Consider the following 23,955-nt stretch of genomic DNA (forward strand, 5'->3'; position numbering starts at 1 on the left):
CTTTTGGGGCTTCAACCGGCCGCACGGAAAATCCCAGCCGCACGGAACGCGCACCGGCCCCGCCCAGTCGCGGCCCCCCTTACCTCGCGAAATGCCGCTCGGTCGCGTGGAGGATGCTCGTGAGGCCGAACGTCAGGACGAAGTAAATCCCGGCACTGACCATGAGTGGCAGGAATGCCCGGAACGATGCGCCCTGCACCACTGAGGTCTGGAAGGTGAGTTCGCCAACCCCGATTACCGATATTACCGACCCTTCCTTGATGACTGAAACGAATTCATTCCCCAGGGCGGGCAAAATCGTCCGTAGCGCCTGGGGCAAAATAACCAGCTGCATCGTCTTGCCCCCGCTCAAGCCAAGTGACCGTGCCGCTTCCTCCTGCCCCTTTGGCACCGAATTGAGCCCGGACCGAATGATTTCGGCCACATATGCCCCCGAGTTCAGGAACATCGCAATTGCCCCGGACACGAACCCGGAAACCGTCAGCCCAATTATCTGGGTGCCGAAGAACACGATGAACACCTGAATCAGCAAGGGCGTGCCCCGGACGAACTCAATGTACACATTGGCAATTGCCTTCAAGATCCAAATTTTTGACCGCTTCATAAGCGCCAAGAAGGTGCCGAGCACAAACCCGATTGACACCCCAATAATGGCCAGACCCAGCGTGTATTCGGTCCCCTTCAGGAAGTACGGGCCATACTCCTGAATAAAGGACTTTTTCACCGTCATCTGCTTGATTGCGGCGTCGCGCCAGCGCTTGATGGGTTTGCCGATGACCTCTTTTTCCAAAATATGGTTGAGCTTGGCCTGCAAGACCTTGGACCCCTCTGGCAGCACGACGGCCGACTCACCGCCGCCACCCGGAATCTTGGCGCCAGCGATGGCAAAGCTGCTGTCCTGCATGATGTAGGACTTGGCCGTTGTGGTTGGGACCACAATCCCGTCCAGTTTGCCCTGACTTAGCTGCGCCGCCTCATCGGTAACCTTCTTCAGCGAGGTGATTGTGGCGCCCTTGAGGTACTTTTTCGCCTGATCTTCCTGAATCGTGGTGATCTGCGCACCAATTTTGGCGTTGTTGAAGTCCTTCAGTGAATTGTACTTGTTTTTGTCCACCTTCTTGACCAGAACCACGTTGGGGTCGTTTAAATACGGCACGGTGAAGTCCACCATCTTGTCCCGTTCCGGTGTTGGCGTGATGCCAGAAACAACAAGATCAACCTTCCCGGATTCAAGTGCTGACAAGAGTGCGTCGTTGCTCATTTCCACAAGCTTCAGCTTCACGCCCAGGCGCTTTGCAATCAGGCGGTCCATCGTGACGTCGAAGCCAACGATTTTGTCCTTGCCCGTTGCGCTGCTGTGGAATTCATACGGGGCGTAATCCGGCGACAGGCCGATGCGCACCACGCCCGCCTTCTTAATCTTCGTGAGGGTCGGATCGCTCTTTTCCGCCGCGTGAACGTACTGGTGCGACAGGCCCAGTGCGAGCGCCAGGCCGGCCAGCACGACTAACCCAAAATGTGTGAGTTTCTTCATATATCAACCTCTGGCCTCAAAGTTAGCCCAAATCGAGTTGCTGCTTGGCGGTTTTAATCTGCTGCTTCACGGAATCGAACCCCGTGCCGCCGAAACTCGTCCGCCGCACAACCGCTTCGTACGGATCCAGGTCGGTGTAAACGTCCTGTTCAATCAAATCACTGGCCGCCTGCAACTGCTCGAGCGGCATGTTCTGGAGCGCGGTGTGCGTCTTGATGCCTGTGAGCACCAGGTGCCCCACCACCGCGTGCGCCTGGCGGAACGGCATCCCCTTGGTCGCTAAGTAATCCGCCAGTTCGGTGGCGTTGCTGAAGTCGTTTTGCACCGCAGCCAGCATGTTGTCCTCCTTGATGTGGAGGGTCGACATCATGCCGGTCATGACGTGCAGACTGCCGAGGATGGTGGTCGTGGCGTCAAACACGCCCTCCTTGTCCTCCTGCATGTCCTTGTTGTAGGCAAGCGGCAGCCCCTTCATCACCGTGAGCAAACTGGTCAAATCGCCGTACACCCGGCCAACCTTCCCGCGAATGAGTTCGGCGTAATCCGCATTCTTCTTCTGCGGCATGATGGACGAACCGGTGGAATATGCATCATCGAGTTCAACGTACTGGTACTCATAGCTGGCCCAAATAATCAGCTCTTCGGACAGGCGCGACAGGTGCATCATCAGCATGGACGCATTGCTCAGGTACTCAATTGCAAAATCCCGGTCGGAAACCGCGTCGAGAGAATTGTTGTAAACATACTTAAATCCGAGCAAATCCGCCGTCTGGGCCCGGTCAATCGGGAAGGTCGTCCCCGCCAGTGCTGCGGCCCCCAATGGCGAGACGCTGGCGTGTTCAAGGTTAAACTGGAAGCGTTCCTTGTCCCGCTGCAGCATGGAGTAGTAGGCCATGAAGTAATGGCCTAGCGAAATCGGCTGGGCGTGCTGCAGGTGGGTAGTCCCGGGCAAAATGGTTTCAACGTGCGTTTCGGCGAGGTGCACCAGCACCGTCTGCAGCGCCTCAATTGCCTTGATTACCTCGGGCAACCGGTGCGTCACCCACAGATGAAAATCAGTGGCCACCTGGTCGTTACGCGAACGAGCAGTGTGCAATTTGCCGGCCACCGGGCCAATCTTGGCCGTCAAGATTGCTTCGATGTTCATGTGGATATCTTCGTTGGCCACATCGAACTCAATCTTACCCGCCTTTAGCTCATCTTGGATTTCAATCAGGCCCGCCTTGATTGTGTCCGCATCCGCCTGGGGCAGAATCCCAGTGGTGCCGAGCATCGTCACGTGCGCGATGGAGCCCTCGATATCTTCGGCAGCCATGACCTGATCAAAGCTGATTGACGCGCCAAACTCCTGTGCAAATTCGGGACTGACGGCCGTAAACCGGCCACCCCACATTTTTTTAACTGCCATAATGTCCTCCTGAAGAAGCAGCGTCAACCAAAACGCAATTGCGCTTCAGTTGACGCCGCCGAATATGTAGGCGAGTTCGTAAGCCCGCCGCTCCTCAAACTAGGTGCTTGATGGAGCTATTTTTTATGTTAATTCCTAGTCTGCAAGTTCCGGCTTCTTCGCGTTCTTGCCGTTGACCTGTGAGTAAACGGTGCTTGGCAGGCTCCAGAGCTTGATGAAGCCAACCGCCGCCTCCTGGTCGAAAGAATCGGCGGAAGTGTACGTTGCCAGGTTCTCGTCGTACAGGGAGTTCGTGTCGGACTTCCGGGCAACGGCCGTGGCCATCCCCTTGAAGAGCTTCATCTTCACGACCCCATTGACCACCTTCTGCGTATCGTCGATGAAGGCCATCAGGGAATCCATCAGTGGTGAGTACCAGAGACCGTTGTAAATAGTGTTCGTAATCTGCTGCTCAATGATTGGCTTGAAGTGGGCCACGTCACGTTCGAAGGTCAAGTCTTCAAGGTCCTTGTGTGCCGTCATGATGACCGCCGCACCCGGTGCTTCGTAGATTTCCCGTGACTTGATACCGACGAGCCGGTTTTCGATGTGGTCAATCCGGCCAATCCCGTGGACACCGGCAATCTTGTTGAGCTTCAGAATCAACGTGTGCAGTGGCAGGCTCTCCCCATTAATCGCGACTGGCAGGCCTTCCTTGAAGGTCAGGTCAATGAATTTAGGGGTATCCGGTGCCGCTTCAACGGGTACGGTCAAAGCGTACGCGTCTTCTGGTGCCTGGTTCCAAGGGTTTTCGAGAATCCCGCATTCGTTGGCGCGGCCCCAGAGGTTCTGGTCAATGGAGTATGGGGACTTCTTCCCGATTGGCACCGGCACGTTGTGTTCCTTGGCGTAGTCGATTTCTTCTTCACGGCTCCAGTGGAATTCACGGATTGGGGCCTCGATTGCCATGTCGGGGTCGAGCGCGTGAATTGCGGCCTCAAACCGAACCTGGTCGTTCCCCTTCCCGGTTGAACCGTGGGCGATTGCCGTTGCGCCGTTTTCGTGGGCGATGTCAACGAGCTTCTTGATGATTAGTGGCCGGGACAGCGCCGAAACCAGTGGGTACTCACCCTCGTACAGTGCGTTGGCCTTGATGACTGGTGCCACGTAATTCGCGGCGAATTCCGCCTGCGCATCGATGGCGTAACTAGCGATGGCGCCAATGGAAATCGCCTTGGACTTAATGAAGTCGACGTCCTTGTCCATTTCCCCAACGTTCAGGTTAACGGCAATGACTTCGTAGCCCCGATCCATGAGCCAGGGAATTGCAACTGATGTATCCAAGCCGCCTGAGTAAGCCAAAACGATTTTCTTTGTCATAATGTATATCCTCCGCATTTATGCATAATATTATGCAACATCTTTTAGTTTTATTAACTCGATGAATGTATCATAGCACCTGCTGGCCAGAAAATAAACACCTAATATGCAAATAATTCGCAATTTTACGCAAATATCCGTCAAATTATTGCATATTATTGCACTTGGTGTATACTGCATTTATGAATAAATATCGGGTTTTGCAAATTGACGGGCATTCAATCACCGAATTAGCACCCCAAAAATCAAAATCTACTATATAAACGGAGGAAATTAATATGCTTGAACCCTTCCAGGGCAAATCCCTACTGGCTGAAAAAGACTTCAGCGGCGCCGAGCTGTACACGTTAATCAAGTTTGCGGAGCACCTCAAGTACCTAAAGAGTAACAATATTGAACACCACTTCCTGCAGGGGAAGAACATCGCCCTTCTCTTCGCCAAGACCTCGACGCGGACGCGCTCATCCTTCACGGTGGCTGCAACTGATCTGGGTGCCCACCCCGAGTTTCTCGGTGCGCAGGACATTCAGTTCGGCAAGAAGGAATCGCTGGTTGATACGGCCAAGGTGCTCGGTTCCATGTACGACGGCATTGAATACCGCGGCTATGAGCAGTCAGTTGTCGAAGGCCTGGCCAAGTACTCCGGTGTCCCCGTCTGGAACGGGCTCACCGATGAGTGGCACCCGACCCAGATGCTCGCCGACTTCATGACCATCGACGAAGTGTTCGGCCACATCAAGGGCATCACGCTTACCTATTTAGGTGACGCGCGCAACAACGTCGCCAACTCGCTGCTCGTCACCGGCGCCATGCTCGGGGTCAACGTCCACCTGGTGGGTCCGGCTTCCCTACAGCCAAGCCAGGAAGTGCAGGACATCGCCACCAAATTTGCCCAAGATTCTGGCAGCCAGCTGCTTATCACCGACGACCTGGAAAAGGGTCTGACCGGCAGCGACGTGCTTTACACCGACATCTGGGCGTCCATGGGCGAAGAAGATCAGTGGGCCAGCCGGATTAAGTTGTTGCAGCCATACCAGTTGAACATGGCGGCGGTCAAGAAGACAGGCAAGGCAGACACAATCGTGATGCACGATCTGCCCGCCTACCACGATCTGAACACCAAGCTGGCCCAGGACATCCACGACCAGTTCGGCCTGAGTGAACTGGAAATCACGGATGAAGTGTTCAATGCCCCGTTTGCCAAGCAGTTCCAGCAGGCGGCAAACCGGATGCACACCATTAAGGCCGTCATGGCGGCAAGCCTCGGCCACGTCTTCATCCCCGTCTTAGCGGAAGAGTAACGAATAACGATGGCCGGCGGAATCAATTGCGCCGGCCACCCCATACATATTGGCGTTTGCCTTGCGCCCGCCAATTCCGCAACCAAAGCAAAGCAAATTTCACACTTAAGGAAGTACAACTATGCAACGTTTTCTAGTTCTTGCAAATGGCAAGGTATTCGCCGGAACCGCGTTTGGTAGCACCAAATCTATTCAGGGCGAAGTGGTTTTTAACACCGGAATGACCGGCTACCAGGAAGCAATCACCGACGCGTCATACTACGGCCAGATTCTCACCTTCACCTACCCGCTAATCGGTAACTACGGCGTCAATCCCGACGACTACGAATCTGGCACCCCCAAGCCCTGTGCCATCGTCTGCCACGAAATCGCGCGCCGTCCGTCCAACTGGCGCAGCACGATGAGCATTGCGGACTGGGCAGCTGCCGAAGACCTGCCCGGCATCACCGACGTGGACACCCGGGCCCTCACCCGCGAAATCCGTGAAGATGGGGTCATGCAGGCGCTGCTTGTTGATGAGGTCACGCCCAGCGTGCTCGCCAAGGCAGCAAGTCTGCGCCCAGCGACCAATCAGGTAGCAAACGTCACCGACCAGGTTATGCCTGCAACCAGAAGCGCGTTCGCCGGCACTATTCGCGTTGCGGTGCTTGATTTTGGCCTCAAAGACTCGATTTTGCGTGCACTGAAACAGCGCGGTCTGGAGTGCGTCGTGTTCCCCGCGGACACCACCGCCGCCGCGGTGCTCGCGGCCGACGTAGCGGGGGTCATGCTGTCGAACGGGCCGGGCGACCCAGAATCGCTGCCCGCAGTTTTGCCCGTCATCCGTGAGCTTGAGGACAAACTGCCCCTCATGGCCATCTGCCTGGGTCACCAGCTGTTCGCGCTCGCAAATGGGGCAAAGACGTTCAAGATGAAATTCGGTCACCGCGGGTTCAACCACGCGGTCCGCAATCTGCAAGATGGCAGCATCGGCTTCACCTCGCAAAACCACGGGTACGCCGTGGATGCGAACTCCCTGGCCTGCACGAAGCTAACCATCACGCACGAAGAAATTAACGACCACACCGTTGAGGGCCTGCGCCTGGCGAACCACGCGGCATTTTCCGTTCAGTTCCACCCGGACGCGGCTCCTGGTCCGCACGACTACGCAAACCTGTTCGACCAGTTCAAGGCCAACATCGTCGCGCACCAAAAGGAGGTGCAACATGCCTAAACGCACAGATATCCACAAAATTCTGATTATCGGCTCCGGCCCCATCATCATCGGTCAGGCCGCCGAGTTCGACTACTCGGGCTCCCAGGCCGCCATCGCCCTGCGCGAAGAGGGCTACAACGTTATCTTGGTCAACTCCAACCCGGCAACCATCATGACGGATGCGGAAATGGCCGACAAGATTTACCTCGAGCCCCTCACCTTCGACGGCCTGAAGCCAATTATCGAAAAAGAGCGCCCCGACGCAATCCTGCCAACTCTCGGCGGGCAGACCGGCCTCAACATGGCCCGCGAACTGGCCGAATCCGGCCTCCTCGATGAGCTGGGCATTGAGCTGCTCGGCACGAAGATGAGTGCAATTGCCCAGGCTGAGGACCGTGAGGAGTTCAAGGAACTGATGAACCAGCTCGGCGAACCAATTCCCGAATCCACGGTTGCGACCACGGTGCAAGAAGCCCTCGATTTCAGTAACCAGATTGGCTACCCCGTCATCGTTCGGCCCGCCTACACCATGGGCGGCACCGGGGGCGGGATTGCCGCTAACGCCACGGAACTCGCGACCATCGCCGCTAACGGTCTGGATTTGTCCCCCGTCACCCAGGTACTGATTGAACAGTCAATCGCCGGCTTCAAGGAAATCGAATTCGAGGTCATGCGCGACCGGCACGACAACGCCCTGATTGTGGCGTCAATGGAGAACTTCGACCCGGTCGGTATCCACACCGGTGATTCCATCGTCGTGGCGCCGGTGCAAACACTGTCGGACAAGGAACTGCAGATGCTGCGTGACGCGGCCCTGCGCATCATCCGCGCCCTCAAGATTGAGGGTGGCTGCAACATCCAGATGGCCCTTGACCACGAGAGTTACCAGTACTACATCATCGAAGTTAACCCGCGGGTCTCTAGGTCAAGTGCCCTCGCGTCCAAGGCGACCGGCTACCCGATTGCCAAGATGGCGGCCAAGATTGCCGTTGGGTTAACGCTCGATGAAATCACCAACCCCGTGACCGGCGCAACCATGGCCGAACTGGAACCAGCGCTGGATTACGTCGTCTGCAAGATTCCCCGCTGGCCCTTCGACAAGTTCACGACGGCGGACCGCACACTCGGGACCCAGATGAAGGCAACTGGGGAGGTAATGGCAATTGGCCGTAACCTCGAAGAAGCCATCAACAAGGCCGTCCGCTCCCTCGAAATCGGCGTGGTCGGCCTGAACGATAAGCGGTACGCGGATGCCAGCACTGAAACGTTGTTAAACCAGCTGATGCCAGCCAAAGATGACCGCCTCTTTGTCGTCACCGAACTGCTGCGGCGCGGGATTACTATTGACCAGATCCACGCCATCACCAAGATTGACGAATTCTTCCTCGATAAGCTGCTGCACATCACCGAATTAGAGGCGGCACTTGCTGCAGCCAAGACCCTTGATGCAAAGATGCTGACGGAAGCCAAGAAGTACGGACTGGCGGACCAAACCATCGCCGAGCTGACAAGCAGCGACGCGGCGACCATCCGGGCGCAGCGGGCGAAGCTCAAGCTGCAGCCGGTCTACAAAATGGTGGACACCGTCGCCGCCGAGTTTGCGTCCTCGACCCCGTATTTTTACAGCACCTACGACCAGTACACCGAGTCGACACCACTGACCAAACCGTCCGTGCTCGTGCTCGGGTCCGGCCCCATTCGTATCGGTCAGGGCGTGGAGTTCGACTACGCCACGGTGCACGCCGCCGAAAGCATTCGCAAAGCCGGCTATGCGGCCATCATCATCAACTCCAATCCCGAGACGGTCTCAACCGATTTTTCCGTTTCCGACAAGCTTTACTTCGAGCCCCTGTCGTTTGAGGACGTCATGAACGTCATCAACCTCGAGCACCCAGTCGGCGTCGTCGTCCAGTTCGGCGGCCAAACCGCCATCAACCTGGCCGCAAGCCTCGCTGAAGCGGGCGTCAAGATTCTTGGCACCTCGCTGGCGGACCTCAACCGGGCCGAGGACCGAGATGAGTTCAATCGGGTCATCAACAAGCTCAATCTGCCGCAGCCGCAGGGCAAAACGGCGATGACAAGCGCAGGTGCCGTGGCCGCGGCAGATGCGCTGGGCTACCCCGTCCTCATTCGGCCATCGTACGTGCTGGGCGGACGCGCCATGGAAATCGTCCACAACGAGTTCGAGCTGCGCGATTACATCGACCGGGCCGTCAAAATCTCGGACAACCACCCCGTGCTCATTGATTCCTACCTCACGGGCCAGGAAGCTGAAACGGACATCATCGCTGACGGCGAAACGGTCGTCATCCCCGGCATCATGGAGCACATCGAGCGCGCCGGGGTGCACTCCGGGGACTCGATGTCGGTCTACCCGCCGCAAACCATGTCCGCCAAGGTGAAGGGCGAAATCGTTGACGCCGCCATCGCGCTGGGGAAGGAGTTGCACACGGTCGGCATCATGAACGTGCAGTTCGTCATCCACAACGACACGGCCTACGTGATTGAAGTCAACCCGCGTTCTTCCCGGACCGTCCCGTTCATCTCGAAGGTGACGAACGTGCCAATGACGCAGCTGGCCACGGCCGCAATGCTGGGACACAAATTAAGCGATTACGGTTACCACACCGGCTTAGTCCCCGAAACCGGCCGCATCCACGTCAAGTCCCCGGTCTTCTCGTTCGCCAAGTTGCCGGGTGTTGATCCGCTTCTCGTCCCCGAAATGAAGTCCACCGGGGAAGTCATGGGTAGTGGCGCCACATTCGCCGACGCGCTGGCCCGCGCCTTTGCCGGAGCCAAATTCACGGTGCCAGCTAACGGGGGCACCGCCTACATCAGTGTCGACGAACACACCCTCAGCGAAACCGTCCCCCTCGCAAAGCACCTGCAAGCTGCCGGCTACACCATCTGTGCCGGCCACGACACCGCCATGTTCCTGGCTGGTGCTGGCATCAAGGCGCCGCTTTGCACCGACCCGCTGACGGCAATTAAGTCCGGCAAGCTGGCAATTGTAATCAGCACCGATCCGGGCGAAGACGCCGAGGCCATCGCCGTCCGTGAACAGGCCATTGTCCACAAAATTCCGCTGTTCACCTGCCTGGATACCATCAATGCGTTCCTGATTGCACTCAGCGACGCCCCCGCAATGGTCACCAAGCACTAACTCAATTATTCCGGGCCATTCCTCCGCGACAGGGTCTGGCCTAACGGGATTCCAACCAGATTTGTGTATTGTCGCGCGCGCCGGTTTCCCCGAACTAGCGCAAACGCCCCCGCAAGCGATAGTCGGCTATTGGCCGCTATTCATTGCGGGGGCGTTTTTGGCTGTGGCAGCAACTATACGAAACGCTTTTTTGTTTTTAAGATAACTATCGTGAAATAAATCACCAGAAAATAAAAATAACGGAAGCCGCCAGCACATTAGGAGTCAAAGCTGGCGAAGTCCGTTACCATTGGGATGTATATGGGGAACATAGGGAGTGTAAGTTTAGAACTGCAGGAAAGTTGGGGAGACTTTCCTTACACGAATATAATAACAAGTTCAGCAACCAGTGCCAACCGATATGCGAAAAATTTTTCCCGAATTTTTGCGATAAGATAACATTACAGTTATGCAAAACTGCTTATTTTATTTTGGCGCCGCAATATCTCCACGGCCGTTTTAGACGCCAGCGCCCATCAAAAAAGACCAAGTCACACCTCAAACTGGCGGTGAACTTGGCCTTACATTCTTTTGATTAAGCGAGCACCAGTTTCTGGCCGGTCGCGTGGAAGTTATTGGCGTACTTCACCATCCGGGCGTAAATCGTAGCGGCCTCTTCGGCGTTGCCCCGCAGCTCGTACAGCCCGATGAGTGGCGTGTTGAAGCGGCGGGCGTAGTGCTTTGCCGTCAGCCCGAACTGGGCGTTGAAGTTGCGGTTACCACTACCAACAATCCCGAGCATGTTATCGGTGTTGCCGGCGTCAAGTTCGTCGCGCAGATCAACGGTCAGGATTTCGTGGTAGCCAGTGTGAATGCCATCGCCCCCATCAAGGTAGGTCGGCACGAAAACAAAGTAGGGCTGATCCAAAATCTGCTCATCGAACTGCTCGGTGTATTCGTAGGCCTCGACCAGTGGCTGGCTGGCATCCTTGGCGTGCTTTTGCGCCGCGTATTCGGCAACGCGTTCAACAAAGGCCTCGGTGTTGCCGGAGATGCTGATGTAGACAATTCTTAATGCGTTATCCATGTGTACGCCCTCCTACTTTGCGTCTAGGGAGTCGTCAATCCCGATGGTGTAGTCATCATCGCTCATGGCTTCCACCTGCCCGAGCAGGTAACCATTCCCAACCTGCGAGAAGAAGTCGTGGTTGGACGTGGTCGTGTTAATCCCGTTCATAATGATTGGGTTAACGTCGCTGGCCGTTGTTGGGAACAGCCCGCCCTTACCCAGGTTCATGAGGGCCTTGTTGGCGTTGTATTCCACAAAGGTCATGACGTCCTTGGTCCAGCCAACCTGGTCGTAGCAAAGCGCCGCGTACTTCTCCTCGTTCGCGTACAGCTTGTAGAGCAAATCGTAGGCCCAGTCGTCCTGCTTCTGCTGCTCGGCCTTGCTCAATTGGTTGTAGCGCACCTGGTACTTGTAACCGATGTACGTGCCGTGGACGGATTCGTCACGCAGAATCAGCTTGATGATTTCGGCCACGTTCACCAGCTTGTTATTGCCCAGGTAATAAAGTGGCGTGTAGAACCCGGAGTAAAACAGGCAGGTTTCGAGGAAGACGTTGGCCACCTTCTTGTGCAGCGGGTCCGGATCGTTGCGGTACAGGTCAACAATCCAGCGCGCCTTGTTCTGCAGGAATTCTTCCGAGTCGGACCAGTTAAAGATTTCGTCAATCTCGTTTTGGGTGTTCAACGTTGAAAAAATGGTGGAGTAGGACTTGGCGTGGACCGATTCCATAAACTGGATGTTGTTCAGCACGGCCTTTTCGTGCGGGGTGACCGCGCCCAGTTGCAGCGAGCGCATCCCGTCTTGGGACTGCACGGTATCAAGGAGCGTGAGGCCACCAAACACGTGCCCGACGACCCACTGGTGGTCGGAATCCAAATCACGCCAGTCGTTCATGTCGTTAGATACCGGAATCCGGGTGTCCAGCCAAAACTGCTCAGTCAGTTTTTCCCAGGTTGCCTTATCAATTGCATCGTCAACCCGGTCCCAGTTGACCGTCTTGTAGTTGCCAATCTCGCTTAGTTTGTCCGTCATAACTTAACCTCCGCTTTGCTGTCATCACCGATAAATAACACCAGTTCTCGCAAAAAATATCGTCCTATTTGAATTCGTATAGCCAAACTTTAACTCATATATATAGGGGTAACAAGTTACAATTTTCCGGAAAAATTTAATATTCCGGACCCAATTTGGGTAAAAGGCATTGACGCCGCCGTTTACATGGCTTTTTCATGCATACAAGATATTGGGGTGGGATTGAACTCACAATCAATATCAAGTACAATGTTGACATTAAGTAAGGAACACCCACTACAGGTTGTGGTTGGCGGTGTTACCGTTAAGTAAAAGAGGTCATTATTTATGAAGAACATTACACTTTTCACCAAAAACGGTTGCCCTCAGTGCCGGATGACGCGGAACTTCCTTGAATCACATAACATTCCCTTCACCGAACACAACATCAACAAGGAGCCCGAATGTGTTGACTACCTGAAGGCCCAGGGCTTCCAGGCTGTCCCCGTTGTTGAAGCAGAAGGAATGAGCGCCTTTTCTGGTTTTCGCCCCGACGCTTTATCCAAACTAGCATAATCGACGCACATAACAGCGCTTTGGGGTGGAGTTAAAACGTAAAGTTTTAACTCCACCTTTCTATATTAAGGAGGAAATCATGGGACTCAAAGAAATCGACCCCGAGCAAGTCACCTATTATAAGCTCAATAACGAAATCAACATCCCCGTCAATGGCCAGATTCCGCTGAACAAGGACAAGGAAGCACTCGCTGCCTTCTTCACGGAAAACGTTAACCCGAACACCAAGAAGTTCGCGTCTTTGAAGGAACGGCTGGACTGGCTCGTGGCGAATAACTATTACGAAGCCGATTTTCTGGCCAAGTACACGGATGAATTCAAGCAGCAACTTGATGACTACCTGAACGCCCAGGATTTCCACTTCCAGAGTTTCATGGCCGCCTACAAGTTTCACGCGCAGTATGCCCTCAAAACTGACGACAACGAGCAGTACCTCGAAGGCTTCAAGGATCGGGTGTTTGCCAACGCCCTGTTCTTCGCGGATGGTAATGAGGAGCTAGCCATGACGCTGGCCGACGAAATGATTCACCAGCGCTACCAGCCCGCCACCCCATCATTTCTGAACGCCGGCCGGGCCCGCCGCGGTGAACTGGTTTCCTGTTTCCTGCTCCAGGTGACCGATGACATGAACAGCATTGGCCGGGCCGTTAACTCGGCACTCGAGCTGTCCCGGATTGGTGGTGGTGTCGGGCTCACCCTGTCCAACCTCCGTGAAGCCGGGGCCCCAATTAAGGGCATCGAGGGCGCGGCCAGCGGTGTTCTGCCAGTCATGAAGCTGCTGGAAGACTCATTCTCCTACTCCAACCAGCTTGGCCAGCGCCAGGGTGCCGGCGTTGTTTACCTCAACGTGTTCCACCCCGACATCATCGCCTTCCTGGGAGCCAAGAAGGAAAACGCGGACGAAAAGTACCGGCTCAAGACCCTGAGCCTCGGCGTGATTGTGCCCGACAAGTACTACGAACTGGTGCGCAATAACGAGGACATGTACCTGTTCTCCCCTTACAGCGTTGAGCGTAAATACGGCAAGCCGTTCTCCTACATCGACATCACGAAGGAATACGACAAGCTGGTCGTCGACCCCGACATCCGCAAAACCAAGATTCACGCGCGCGATTTGGAGAACGAAATCAGCAAGTTGCAGCAGGAATCAGGTTACCCATACATTCTGAACATCGACACGGTCAACGCCGCCAACCCAATTGACGGCAAGATTATCATGAGCAATCTGTGTTCCGAAATCCTGCAGGTCCAGACCCCAAGCAAGCTGAACAACCGCCAGGAATACGACGTGCTCGGCACCGACGTTTCCTGCAACCTGGGCTCAACCAACATCCCGAACCTGATGCACAGCCCCGACTTCGGCAAGAGCGTCGACGCTATGGTCCGGGCCCTGACCTTCGTCACCGACCACTCCGACATCGACGTCGTGCCATCCGTGCAAAATGGGAACAACCTCGCCCACTCCATCGGTCTCGGTGGCATGGGGCTGCACACGTACTTCGCCAAGCAGCACATGCACTACGGGAGCCCCGAATCCATCGACTTCACCAGCGTTTACTTCATGCTTTTGAACTACTACACACTGAAGTCCTCCAATGCGATTGCTCGGGAGCGCCACACCACGTTCCACAATTTTGACAAGAGCAAGTACGCGGACGGCTCCTACTTCGATAAGTACATCAACCAGGACTGGGGCCCAAAGAGCGCAGAGGTTGCCAAGCAGTTCGCCGGCATCCACGTGCCAACGCAAGACGACTGGCGGCAGCTCAGAGACGCAATCATGCGTGACGGCCTCTACCACCAGAACCGGCTGGCCGTGGCGCCGAACGGGTCCATTAGCTACATCAACGACACGTCGAGTTCCCTGCACCCAATCGTGAACCGGATTGAAGACCGGCAGGAAAAGAAGATTGGGACGATTTACTACCCCGCTTCCGGTCTGGCCAACGACACCCTGCCGTACTACCAGAGTGCTTACGATACGGACATGCGCAAGGTCATTGACGTCTACGCGGCGGCGCAGGAGCACATCGATCAGGGGATGGCGATGACCCTCTTCATGCGCAGCACCATTCCAGAAGGGCTCTACCCGTGGAAAAAGGGCCGTACGAACAAGATGACCACCCGCGACCTGAACATCCTGCGCAACTACGCACACTACAAGGGCGTCAAGTCCATCTACTACATCCGCACGTTCACGGACAGTGCAGAGGAAGTTGGGGCCAACGCCTGCGAGAGTTGCTCCATTTAAGTGAAGAAACCAAAGTGACAGGCTCATCAGCAAAGATGGCCGAACCAGAAATTGTTCGAATTTCTGGTTCGGCCATCTTTTTGCTTAGAGATAAACGAATGTGGGTGAACTGGGAGATTTCAGACGTTGAAAAAATGTGTGAAACCATTTTTTACATTTACAGTTTGTCCGCGGCCACTGTTATTATTAAAAGATAATCGGCGCAAACCAATAACAAGCCTAATCAAGGCGATTCTTCTTCCTCCCCTAGGCGCCGCTCCAAGTGGTAATACAACGTCACAAAAATTACGACCAATTAGCGACGTGATTATGCGCAGCGATATCCTGATGAGCTGAATGATTATCTAGCGCTGTAAAGCCAGTTGTTTGGTTAACTTTTCAACAGGGTTGTCTAATCGTGCCGTTGCAGGCTCATGAATTTAGGATTAGTCGCAATTCAAATAATGCCGCAAAGTTGCTATTCTTTTACCGTTAAGCTTAATCTTTGGAGGTATCAATAATGAAAAAGCTAATCCCGCTATTTACGTTCATCCTTGGGTTAGCCATTGGCGCCGCCCTCATCTTGGCGCGTAACAGTTGGCAAAACCAAGCAAGTTCAACCTCTTACCAAATCGTTCAGGGACCAACCCGTGCCACGACGGTGAAATACGAAATGCGCAGTGCCACGTACGCCTTCCCGAACAAGGATAAGCAACTGTGTGTGATTATCAAACACCATGGTGACTACGCATTGTACGTACTTGAAAGCAACTAACAGAAATCCCGGCACATCACTTCTTGGTGTGCTTTTTTTGCGTCGATTCAGTTCCACTGTCATTTTCAGCGCTGTGGCCCTCGCCCGGAAAGATTCCGGCAATGGGGACCCAATGCGTTAAAAGTTTACAGAAAATACGAATATATTAATACCAACCTCACCCAAATTCATGGGCGCAATCACCAATTTCCCGGTTTTATTTCCACACATTTTGCACACTACGCTGAAACTTCCAGCGTCACATTGCCAGCCGCAGCCATCTTCCAAACCCAGATAGGACAATTATGACGTTCCGTCTAGTTTTGCTTACATGCTTTTACTATTAGATGTAAACTAATCGTGAAAACATAGATGGAGGTATCTTATGCTCGAGAAAACACTGTACAGCAAGATGTTCGCCAGCTCTTTTACTGGCCTCACCGTTACTGTGAACTATTGGGACGGCACCACTGAAACCTATGGCGACGGCACTCCTGACGCCACCATCACGTTCCACGAAGAAATCCCCGTTAAGGAACTCACGAAGAACGCCTCCCTTGCGCTGGGTGAAGCGTACCAGCAGGGCCGGATCGAAGTCGTTGGTCAGGGCCACCCACTCCAGAAAATTTTGACGGCCGCATATGAAAGCGCCGATTCATTCATGCGTAACAGCAAGTTGATGCGGATTATTCCCAAGCAATCCCACACTGAACGCGCCAGCAAGAAAGATATTCAAAAACACTACGACGTCGGTAACGACTTCTACAAGTTGTGGCTGGACCCAACCATGACCTACTCCTGTGCCTACTTCGAACACCCTGATGACACGCTCGAAAAGGCGCAGATGCACAAGGTTCACCACATTTTGCGGAAGCTCGACCCCCAGCCTGGTAAAACCCTGCTCGACATCGGTTGCGGCTGGGGTACGTTGATGCTCACGGCGGCGAAGGAATACAACCTCAAAGTTGCCGGTATCACCCTCTCTCAGGAACAGTTCGACTTTGTTCAGGCGCGAATTAAGGAAGACCACCTGGAAGATCAAGCAGAAATTTTCCTGTGTGACTACCGCGAACTCAAGCACGAACCATTTGATTACGTTACTTCCGTCGGCATGTTCGAACACGTCGGTGAGGAAAACCTCGGCCTGTACTTCAAGGACGTCGCTCGCTTCTTGAAAAATGACGGGACCGCGCTGATTCACGGGATTACCCGGCAGCAAGGCGGTGCCACGAACGCTTGGCTCACCAAGTACATTTTCCCAGGTGGTTACGTGCCCGGTCTGCAAGAAAACATCGGCCACATTATCGACGCCGGCCTGCAGATTAACGACCTCGAGCCCCTGCGCCGTCACTACCAGAAGACTACCGAAATCTGGGACGACAACTTCAACGCCGCCCGCGACAAGGTCCAGGACATGATGGGCGAAGAATTCACCCGCATGTGGGACCTGTACCTGCAGGCCTGCTCTGCATCATTCGAATCCGGGAACATCGACGTCATCCAGTACCTGCTCAACAAGGGTGCCTCAGGGAAGACGTTGCCAATGACCCGCGAATACATGTACAAGTAAGCTTTAATAATTAAATTAACCGATAGTGAAAGTTGGTGGCACTGCACGCTGGCATTTACTATCGGTTTTTATATGCAGAAACAACAAATTGATTATTGTATCCACAGCGATTATAAGCAAGAATCGAGATACACACTGGTGTACATTGGTAACACATTGGTGTATCATTATCTCATGGAGGGTGATAATCTATGGACACAAAATATAAAGACACGCGTCTCAGCATCCGTATCGATCCCTCTTTGAAATCTGCAGCACAGGACGTTGCGAATAACATGGGCATGGACCTGACAACCGCAGTTAAAATGTTCCTCACGAGCATGGTTAAAGAGCAGCGTCTTCCATTTACACCAACTGGGCTGCCCACTGAAACGTTACAAGCATTGCGCGAGGCTGAGCATCATAACGATTACAAAACATATGACTCTGCCGAAGAAATGTGGTCTGATTTAGATGTATAAGCCTAATCCCACCCCAACATTTAAACGTGATGTTAAACGCCTTGCCAAGAAACACTACCCAATTGATTCCCTAAAAACAGTAATTGATCTACTGCTATCTGGATCGAATCAAGAAATATTACGCACACAATACGCCGATCATCTGCTGTCTGGAAACAGTGAATGGCGCGGGCACCATGAGCTACACGTAGATTCAAGTTACAATAACGACTGGCTACTAATATATCGCATCGAGAAATCTGAGTTAATTCTGGAATTAATTCGTTCTGGGTCTCACAAAGAATTACTCGGAAAATAGTGCTAATCTGCGTACAAAGCGAAGGTGGACTGCATGCGAGCAATCTAAAAGCCCAAATTAATTGTGCTTTTTTCAGCCCGAACGTGTAGCACCCATTATGTAGAATCTAAAAAGCGCACCCGCCTAAGCGGATGCGCTTTTCTGTACCCATTTTTCACCGCATCAGGTCTCGTTACCTCCTACCAGAGATAGTGAACGGGATTCTTGATTTTGGTGTCATAAACATCCTGCACAACCGCCATCTGGTCAGCGGTCAGTGGTGCTAAATCAGAGGCAATCGTGTTGCGTTCAATCTGGTGTGGGTTGCTGGCACCAGGAATCACGGCGGAAACGGCATCGTACATCAAAATATACCGCAGTGCGGTCGCCGCCAAATTGTCGGTGTGCAGCCGCGTCTTGAGTTCGTCCGCTGCCGCCACCCCGGTAAGAAAGTCCACACCGGAGAACGTTTCGCCCTTATCAAACAGCTCCCCGTGCCGGTTGTTTGCGCGCTGGTCCGTTGGCGCGAACTTGGTGTCCGCGGTCATCTTCCCCGTCAGCAGGCCACTAGCCAGTGGGACGCGGGCCAAAATCCCAACGTTGTGTTCCTTGGCCAGCTTGAAGAATAGTTCTGCAGGACGCAGCCGGAACATGTTGAAAATAATCTCCACCACCGCAACGTTGTAATCCAAGGCCTTAATTGCCTCTTCCACGCGTTCAACACTGACCCCGTAGTGCTGAATCTTGCCTTCTGCCTGCAGTGCATCCAGCGTCGCAAACATTTCTGGGTCGTAGTATTTTTGCATTGGTGGGCAGTGCAGTAAGACCAAATCCAGTGAATCAACCCCCATATTCTGCAGCGAATCATCAACGTAACGCCGCAGCGCCTCAGGGGTGAAGTGGGCCAAACTAAGTGGGGTTTCCTTCCGCCCAATTTTGGTGGTGTAGTGTACGTCTGGGTGCTGCTTGACAAACGCCCCCACGGCCCGTTCACTCGCACCGTCTTGGTACCCATCGGCAGTGTCAAAGAAATTAACCCCGTGATCGTATGCCGCCTGCAGCGTTGCCTCTGCGTCTGCTGGGTCAAACGGTGCGCCCCATTTACCCCCTAATTGCCACGTTCCCAGTGATACCTCACTGATGTTAAAGCCTGTTTTTCCTAGCTTACGGTATTTCATGTTGTCGTCCTTTCCGGGCAAGTTAAGCTTGCTCCTTACAGGTATCTAATTTATACTTACTACCTGTTTGTGACAATAACGCACTTATAGGTGCCTTGATGACGATTGGAGAAAAAATGACCGACATTATCCGCAAAGATGTTCTCGCACGCCTTGCTGACGGCGATTACAGTTGTGAAAAGGAAATGACCCTGGCGATGTTTTCTGGAAAATGGAAGCTGCCGATCATCTGTCACCTCGATGACGGGACGTATCGGTTCAACGATTTGCGGCGCCTCCTGCCTAAAATCACGCACAAGGTCCTGACCAATCAATTGCGGGAGCTCGAACAGGACCACCTAATTACCCGCACCGTGGAACCGGGAAAGCAGCCGAAAGTCTATTACTCAATCACCCCACTTGGTCATTCATTAATGCCAATTATTAACGGCATGTGTGCCTGGGGTAAGGCGCGCATTCACGAATTGCAAGTTGATGCCGACTTCTCCATTGACGAGACCGTGGACCCACGGATTCAGACGGCAATCCACAACTAGCAGCAAACAGGCTGCAGAATATGTTGACCGTTTGCTTGAGTCACCCGTGAGTGGTCAAGTTCACCCGCAATTATCTTGTTGTAAAAGAAAAAGCCAAGTGGTACACTCGCAGTGTTTTAAAAATAAAATCTTCACAAGGAGGCACTCATGATGAAATACATTAAGAATGAAACACCTCATAAGTTATTCAAAACGCGTCGATTCACGCTCTGCCGCCTTGGGAACAATCTCTGAACTATCAGACATCTCCGCTAAGGGACCATGTAGCAAGTCGACACGTGTCGGCTTGTTTTTTTGTGCAATGATTCCTTGGAGGATTCCACTTGATAAATACTGATTCAAATTTTGCATGCAGTCACGTCTTGCTGCGGGCTTTGAACTGCCCTGCCCCGCTCCCAGCGGCCAAAGCATTTCTGGCGGCTAACCCTTTGACCCTCAATCACCCGGGAAAGGGGGTAATTTAACATGCGCCTTAACCACTATTTTGTTCGCCACTGGCACATGGGACTGCTCGTCTCACTACTACTGATTGTCGGCACCGTCCTCAACACGGCGTACACCATCACCCTCGGGAATATTCTGACCGCACTGGGGCATCACTCCGCAACCGGTGTGGTTATCTGGATGGCATCCACCGGCGTCGTCCTGATTCTTTACTGCTTGCAGTGCTACATCGAGCCCGTGGTCGAGATGCACACGAACGAGGCGATGGGCCTCAGCGTGCGGCGAGACATCACCACGCGGCTGGCACACACGAGCGCCCCGCAATTTCACCAGCGCCCGGTCCCGGAATACGTGTCCTGGCTGACGAACGACCTAGCAACAATTAACGACTATGGATTCGAAAACACCTGGATGGCGTTCGGGCAGGCCCTGCAGGTTGTCATCGGCGGGGCGGCACTGCTGCACTACAACTGGTCACTCACCGTGCTGGTCATCGCGCTGAGTCTGCTCATGTTACTGGTTCCGCGCTTTTTCACTAAAAAAATGAATGCCGCTAACGCCGCGGTTTCAACGGCAAACGAGCACTTAACCACGGTCGCAACCGATCTGCTCAGCGGCTTCGGCCAACTACTGATGCTAAACCAGACAACCCGCCTGACTGCTGGCGTGCAGGGGGCCGGGCAGCAGCGCGCGGACAAACGCGTGGCCTACGCGAAGGCCAGCAACCGCTTCTACGCGGTGAACCGTGGTGCCGTCTCCGCGTGCATGCTGGCGGTCCTGATTCTGACTGCCTACCTCTACCTGCACGGTAAGGTCCCGCTGGGGGTGTTCTCCACCAGTGAATCCCTCGCCGGTGCCATCTTCAGCTCCGTGATGGGCCTCACCGAGAATTTGGCGGAAAGACAAACCGTCCAGCCATTACTGGACAAGTACCAGGCTGTCCCGACCACCGATGACACGCAGGGGAAGCCCACTACGCCCCTGCATGACGCCTTAGTCCTCGACCACGTTAGTTTCCATTACCCAGATAATGACCAGGCAACGCTCACCGATATCAGCTACGAATTCTGCGCCGGGCAGCATTACGCAATCACCGGCCCGAGCGGTATCGGTAAGTCGACGCTGCTTAAACTAATTGACAGCAACCTAGAGCCAACTGGTGGGCAAATTCTGTTTGACGGCCAGCCGCTAGCAACGATTGCTGCTCGGTCGCTCCATGACCAAATTGCCGTGGTTGACCAGCAGCCGCTACTATTCAACACTACCCTGCGCGACAACTTATTGCTGGGGCGTGCGGCGTCGACCGCCGAAATCACCGCCGTCCTCACTCAGGTCGGCCTGACCACGTTCGTCAATCAATTGCCAAATGGCCTGGACACCAGCATCAGTTTTGCCAGTGCCAAGCTTTCCGGCGGCCAAAAACAGCGGATTGCAATCGCGCGGGCCCTGCTGGCAGGGCGCTCGGTACTGCTGCTCGATGAGGCAACCGCCAGTCTGGACGCACCCGCCGCTAAAGCCATCGACGAACTGGTCCTGAGTCTGCCACTGACCGTGATCAGCGTGACGCACCACCTGACAGACGCAACGGCGCAACGGCTCGATGGGGTGCTAGCTTTGTCGGTTCAAAAATAATGACCGATTTGGTATAATTAGCCCAATTTTAAAAGCAATGCAGCTTCGGCTCGAACACTGCACGCGTTACTACTCTTGTCCCCAGAAAGGAAATCCAATGAAAATTAGGCGGCCGGGGCAGTTACATCGAAGTCTTTGCCGTTAACCCCGCCGCACAGGGTCAAGGCGTCGGACGTGCACTGCTTAAATCGTGTCTAACAGAATTGAAAGCTGCAGGTGCTGATTTTGTTGAAATCTTCACTCGCAGTGACCTGCCCGCTAACCACTTGTATCAGAGTATCGGTGCCCACGAGATTGCCCACAACTGGCGGGCACTAGCCACGCCAAAGAACTATGATTTCCCAAAGGCTAAATGGACACTGAACACTAACACTAAAGAGCTAGTGGTTACAACTGCTACCGACCGCGTTGAAGTCATCCCCCAGTACCCACAATGGTTCAGCTTTTTCACTGAGGCTGCTATGGCCGATTTCACGATTACGCAGTCATATATGGAACGAACCTACTTATTGATTTTGTAAAATGGCCAGCAATATGCAGACAGACTCAGTGGCCCTCAACAGCATTAAAATTGCCAGCCTCCCATTCGGAAGCTGGCAATTTTTTGCTAGCGGTAGATTACTAATTAACAGGCACAAATAGCAATGTCAGCGGTGCATCAGTCGCGCTTCACCCTAAAAATACCAAGGTGTGCGCCGGTGTCAGTTCGTAATGTAGCACCTGATTGGCTTGTAGTTGCGCGTCATCAAAGTGGTGTGCGACTTCAATCACAGTGTTGGGCAAACGGTAGATTAAGTCGCGAATCCGCTGCGCATTTTGGTCGTCCACCCCGGCCGTAATTTCATCGAGTAGCATGACCGGCCGTTTCCGGAGCAACCCCCGGGCAAGAACGAGGCGCTGCATCTGACCACCAGAAACGCTTGTTTGATTGGGATGGATGGCTCGGTCTAATGGGTTGTCCCCAAGTTCTGTTGTCAGCCCCACCTGATCCAATGCCGCGAGGAGTGTACCGTCAGGAAAAGATTGGCCGAGCGTCAGGTTCTCCCGCACGGTACCGTCAAAGATCCACGGCGTTTGGTTAATGTACGTCGCATCTGCCGGTGTCGGCGTTTCACCATCTAGCCGCACTACACCAGAACTGGGCTGCTGCCACCCGCCAAGAACGCGCAGCAAGCTCGATTTTCCAGCCCCAGACGGACCCGAAATCAGTAGCTTCGAGCCTGGGGCCAGCGTCAAATCAGTCCCATTCAAAATCTTGCGTTCACCATATGCGATGGTCAGGTCCTGGAGATCTACTTGTCCTTTGCCGTGCGTGGCTGCGTTCTGACCGGCCAGCGGCGTTGGTGCTTGCGGTAGGTGCCGCAGTTCCCGCGTCCCCGTCAGCTGGCTCCAGTACTGAATCAGCATGCGAATATTCATGGTGACGTGATCAACTGATAATAACAACGTCAACAGCACACTGATGGTGACACCAAACCCGCCAATGTGAATCAACCAAAAACCAATTGCAAGCGGACCAATTAGCGTGAGCACGGTCAACATCCAGTTACCGTACTGTACCCGCAACTGACCGTTAGTCTGCTGCTGAAGCCTTTTTTCGCTGACGGCCAGCCGCTGCTTAACCCGACCGAAGAAGCTGCCTGCAGCCTGGTATTGAACCAAGTCACCGCGGCCGTTAAGCCAGTCGCTGCCAGCCGCAAGTGTCGCCTGGCTCGCGGTACTCCAGCGCTCCCCCAGTGCAGCTAGCCTGGCCTGACCAAAAAGCATCGGGACCATGGTCAACGCGGAAAAGGCAATGCTGATAATACCCATCACCCAGTTGGTCGCCAGAACGAACAAGGCGGCGGTAATGGCACCGAACCCGGCGGATAAAATAGCGAGAATTACTTCAAAATAGCGGCCCTGAATTTGCGCTGCATCATTGGTTAATCGGTTCAGGCCCGCTGCGGGCTCTTCCCCCATCTCAAAACTGACCGTCAGCAGAGTTTCCTTCAGCGCAATGTTCAGGCGCCTTAGTGCATCCTGAATCAGCAGCTGGAAAACAAACAGACAAGTGTACGTTCCGGCGTAAGCAAGCAATGCCACACCCAGATACTGATAGCGTTGCACGGTCGTCGCCTGCGTTAGGCTTGGTAGCCGCCCCAGAACAAAGCCGTTGAGCACCCCTTCAAAACTCCCCAGAAGGGCAAATACCAGTAATAACAAGATTTCCCAGTGCGGCAGTCTGTGCAGCACCCATTTCACGTTGATCATCATTTGAACCACGTCCTTTCATGTT

19 protein-coding genes are annotated in these 23,955 nt (G+C 54.0%); 12 read left to right on the forward strand and 7 right to left on the reverse strand.

Annotation, left to right across the window (positions count from 1 at the left end):
• Positions 1-79: 79 nt before the first annotated feature.
• The 3 genes from EKN00_RS07655 to EKN00_RS07665 form a co-directional block, all read right to left on the reverse strand.
• Positions 80-1,534 (reverse strand): ABC transporter substrate-binding protein/permease, encoded by a 1,455-nt coding sequence (locus EKN00_RS07655; protein WP_127849547.1) that lies wholly within the window; start codon positions 1,532-1,534, stop codon positions 80-82.
• A 22-nt stretch (positions 1,535-1,556) separates the two neighbouring features.
• On the reverse strand, positions 1,557-2,942 hold the full coding sequence (gene argH / locus EKN00_RS07660; protein ID WP_127849548.1) for an argininosuccinate lyase: 1,386 nt from the start codon (positions 2,940-2,942) through the stop codon (positions 1,557-1,559).
• Positions 2,943-3,077: 135 nt separating this feature from the next.
• Complete coding sequence (locus EKN00_RS07665; RefSeq protein ID WP_127849549.1) at positions 3,078-4,301, reverse strand: argininosuccinate synthase; 1,224 nt, start codon at positions 4,299-4,301, stop codon at positions 3,078-3,080.
• Between the two features lie 278 nt (positions 4,302-4,579).
• Here EKN00_RS07665 and argF point away from each other — a divergent pair, with 278 nt between their 5' ends.
• The 3 genes from argF to carB all read left to right on the forward strand — a co-directional run bounded on the left by argF (position 4,580) and on the right by carB (position 9,960).
• The gene (gene argF, locus EKN00_RS07670; protein WP_127849550.1) at positions 4,580-5,602 is read left to right on the forward strand and encodes an ornithine carbamoyltransferase; all 1,023 of its coding nucleotides are present in this window, start codon (positions 4,580-4,582) and stop codon (positions 5,600-5,602) included.
• A 121-nt stretch (positions 5,603-5,723) separates the two neighbouring features.
• Positions 5,724-6,815 carry a carbamoyl phosphate synthase small subunit gene (locus EKN00_RS07675; RefSeq protein ID WP_127849551.1) on the forward strand — a complete coding sequence of 364 codons (1,092 nt, stop codon included), beginning with the start codon at positions 5,724-5,726 and terminating at the stop codon, positions 6,813-6,815.
• Complete coding sequence (gene carB / locus EKN00_RS07680) at positions 6,808-9,960, forward strand: carbamoyl-phosphate synthase large subunit (RefSeq protein ID WP_127849552.1); 3,153 nt, start codon at positions 6,808-6,810, stop codon at positions 9,958-9,960. Before EKN00_RS07675 ends, carB begins: the two co-directional genes overlap by 8 nt.
• A 574-nt stretch (positions 9,961-10,534) precedes the next feature.
• On the opposite strand, the gene EKN00_RS07685 is transcribed toward carB, so the two are convergent.
• Both EKN00_RS07685 and nrdF read right to left on the reverse strand, forming a co-directional pair.
• Positions 10,535-11,026: a class Ib ribonucleoside-diphosphate reductase assembly flavoprotein NrdI gene (locus tag EKN00_RS07685; protein ID WP_127849553.1), complete on the reverse strand. Its 492-nt coding sequence runs from the start codon at positions 11,024-11,026 to the stop codon at positions 10,535-10,537.
• Between the two features lie 12 nt (positions 11,027-11,038).
• A complete protein-coding gene (gene nrdF, locus EKN00_RS07690) occupies positions 11,039-12,040 on the reverse strand; it encodes a class 1b ribonucleoside-diphosphate reductase subunit beta (RefSeq protein WP_127849554.1) in 1,002 nt (333 codons plus the stop codon).
• A gap of 327 nt (positions 12,041-12,367) precedes the next feature.
• Between nrdF and nrdH the strand changes: the two genes are divergently transcribed.
• The 6 genes from nrdH to EKN00_RS07720 all read left to right on the forward strand — a co-directional run bounded on the left by nrdH (position 12,368) and on the right by EKN00_RS07720 (position 17,908).
• On the forward strand, positions 12,368-12,595 hold the full coding sequence (gene nrdH, locus EKN00_RS07695; protein WP_127849555.1) for a glutaredoxin-like protein NrdH: 228 nt from the start codon (positions 12,368-12,370) through the stop codon (positions 12,593-12,595).
• A 79-nt stretch (positions 12,596-12,674) separates the two neighbouring features.
• Entirely contained in the window at positions 12,675-14,846 is a 2,172-nt protein-coding gene (gene nrdE / locus EKN00_RS07700; protein ID WP_127849556.1) for a class 1b ribonucleoside-diphosphate reductase subunit alpha, read from the forward strand.
• Between the two features lie 499 nt (positions 14,847-15,345).
• The gene (locus tag EKN00_RS07705) at positions 15,346-15,600 is read left to right on the forward strand and encodes a hypothetical protein (protein ID WP_127849557.1); all 255 of its coding nucleotides are present in this window, start codon (positions 15,346-15,348) and stop codon (positions 15,598-15,600) included.
• Positions 15,601-15,964: 364 nt separating this feature from the next.
• Positions 15,965-17,149 carry an SAM-dependent methyltransferase gene (locus EKN00_RS07710; protein ID WP_127849558.1) on the forward strand — a complete coding sequence of 395 codons (1,185 nt, stop codon included), beginning with the start codon at positions 15,965-15,967 and terminating at the stop codon, positions 17,147-17,149.
• 191 nt (positions 17,150-17,340) lie between these two features.
• On the forward strand, positions 17,341-17,610 hold the full coding sequence (locus tag EKN00_RS07715; protein ID WP_127849559.1) for a type II toxin-antitoxin system RelB/DinJ family antitoxin: 270 nt from the start codon (positions 17,341-17,343) through the stop codon (positions 17,608-17,610).
• A complete protein-coding gene (locus tag EKN00_RS07720) occupies positions 17,603-17,908 on the forward strand; it encodes a type II toxin-antitoxin system YafQ family toxin (protein ID WP_127849560.1) in 306 nt (101 codons plus the stop codon). Before EKN00_RS07715 ends, EKN00_RS07720 begins: the two co-directional genes overlap by 8 nt.
• Positions 17,909-18,087: 179 nt before the next feature.
• Here the strand turns inward: EKN00_RS07720 and EKN00_RS07725 are convergent, their stop codons facing one another.
• A complete protein-coding gene (locus EKN00_RS07725) occupies positions 18,088-19,065 on the reverse strand; it encodes an aldo/keto reductase (RefSeq protein WP_127849561.1) in 978 nt (325 codons plus the stop codon).
• Between the two features lie 98 nt (positions 19,066-19,163).
• Between EKN00_RS07725 and EKN00_RS07730 the strand changes: the two genes are divergently transcribed.
• The 3 genes from EKN00_RS07730 (at position 19,164) to EKN00_RS07740 (ending at position 22,198) form a co-directional block, all read left to right on the forward strand.
• Positions 19,164-19,601: a winged helix-turn-helix transcriptional regulator gene (locus EKN00_RS07730; protein WP_479680743.1), complete on the forward strand. Its 438-nt coding sequence runs from the start codon at positions 19,164-19,166 to the stop codon at positions 19,599-19,601.
• A gap of 465 nt (positions 19,602-20,066) precedes the next feature.
• Positions 20,067-21,677, forward strand: coding sequence for an ABC transporter ATP-binding protein (locus EKN00_RS07735; protein ID WP_127849562.1), 1,611 nt, complete (start codon positions 20,067-20,069; stop codon positions 21,675-21,677).
• A gap of 125 nt (positions 21,678-21,802) precedes the next feature.
• Positions 21,803-22,198 (forward strand): GNAT family N-acetyltransferase, encoded by a 396-nt coding sequence (locus EKN00_RS07740; RefSeq protein ID WP_127849563.1) that lies wholly within the window; start codon positions 21,803-21,805, stop codon positions 22,196-22,198.
• 148 nt (positions 22,199-22,346) lie between these two features.
• On the opposite strand, the gene EKN00_RS07745 is transcribed toward EKN00_RS07740, so the two are convergent.
• Complete coding sequence (locus EKN00_RS07745) at positions 22,347-23,933, reverse strand: ATP-binding cassette domain-containing protein (protein ID WP_127849564.1); 1,587 nt, start codon at positions 23,931-23,933, stop codon at positions 22,347-22,349.
• Positions 23,934-23,955 lie beyond the last annotated feature (22 nt).

Source organism: Lacticaseibacillus hulanensis (assembly GCF_004010095.1).
GTDB classification, from domain to species: domain Bacteria; phylum Bacillota; class Bacilli; order Lactobacillales; family Lactobacillaceae; genus Lacticaseibacillus; species Lacticaseibacillus hulanensis.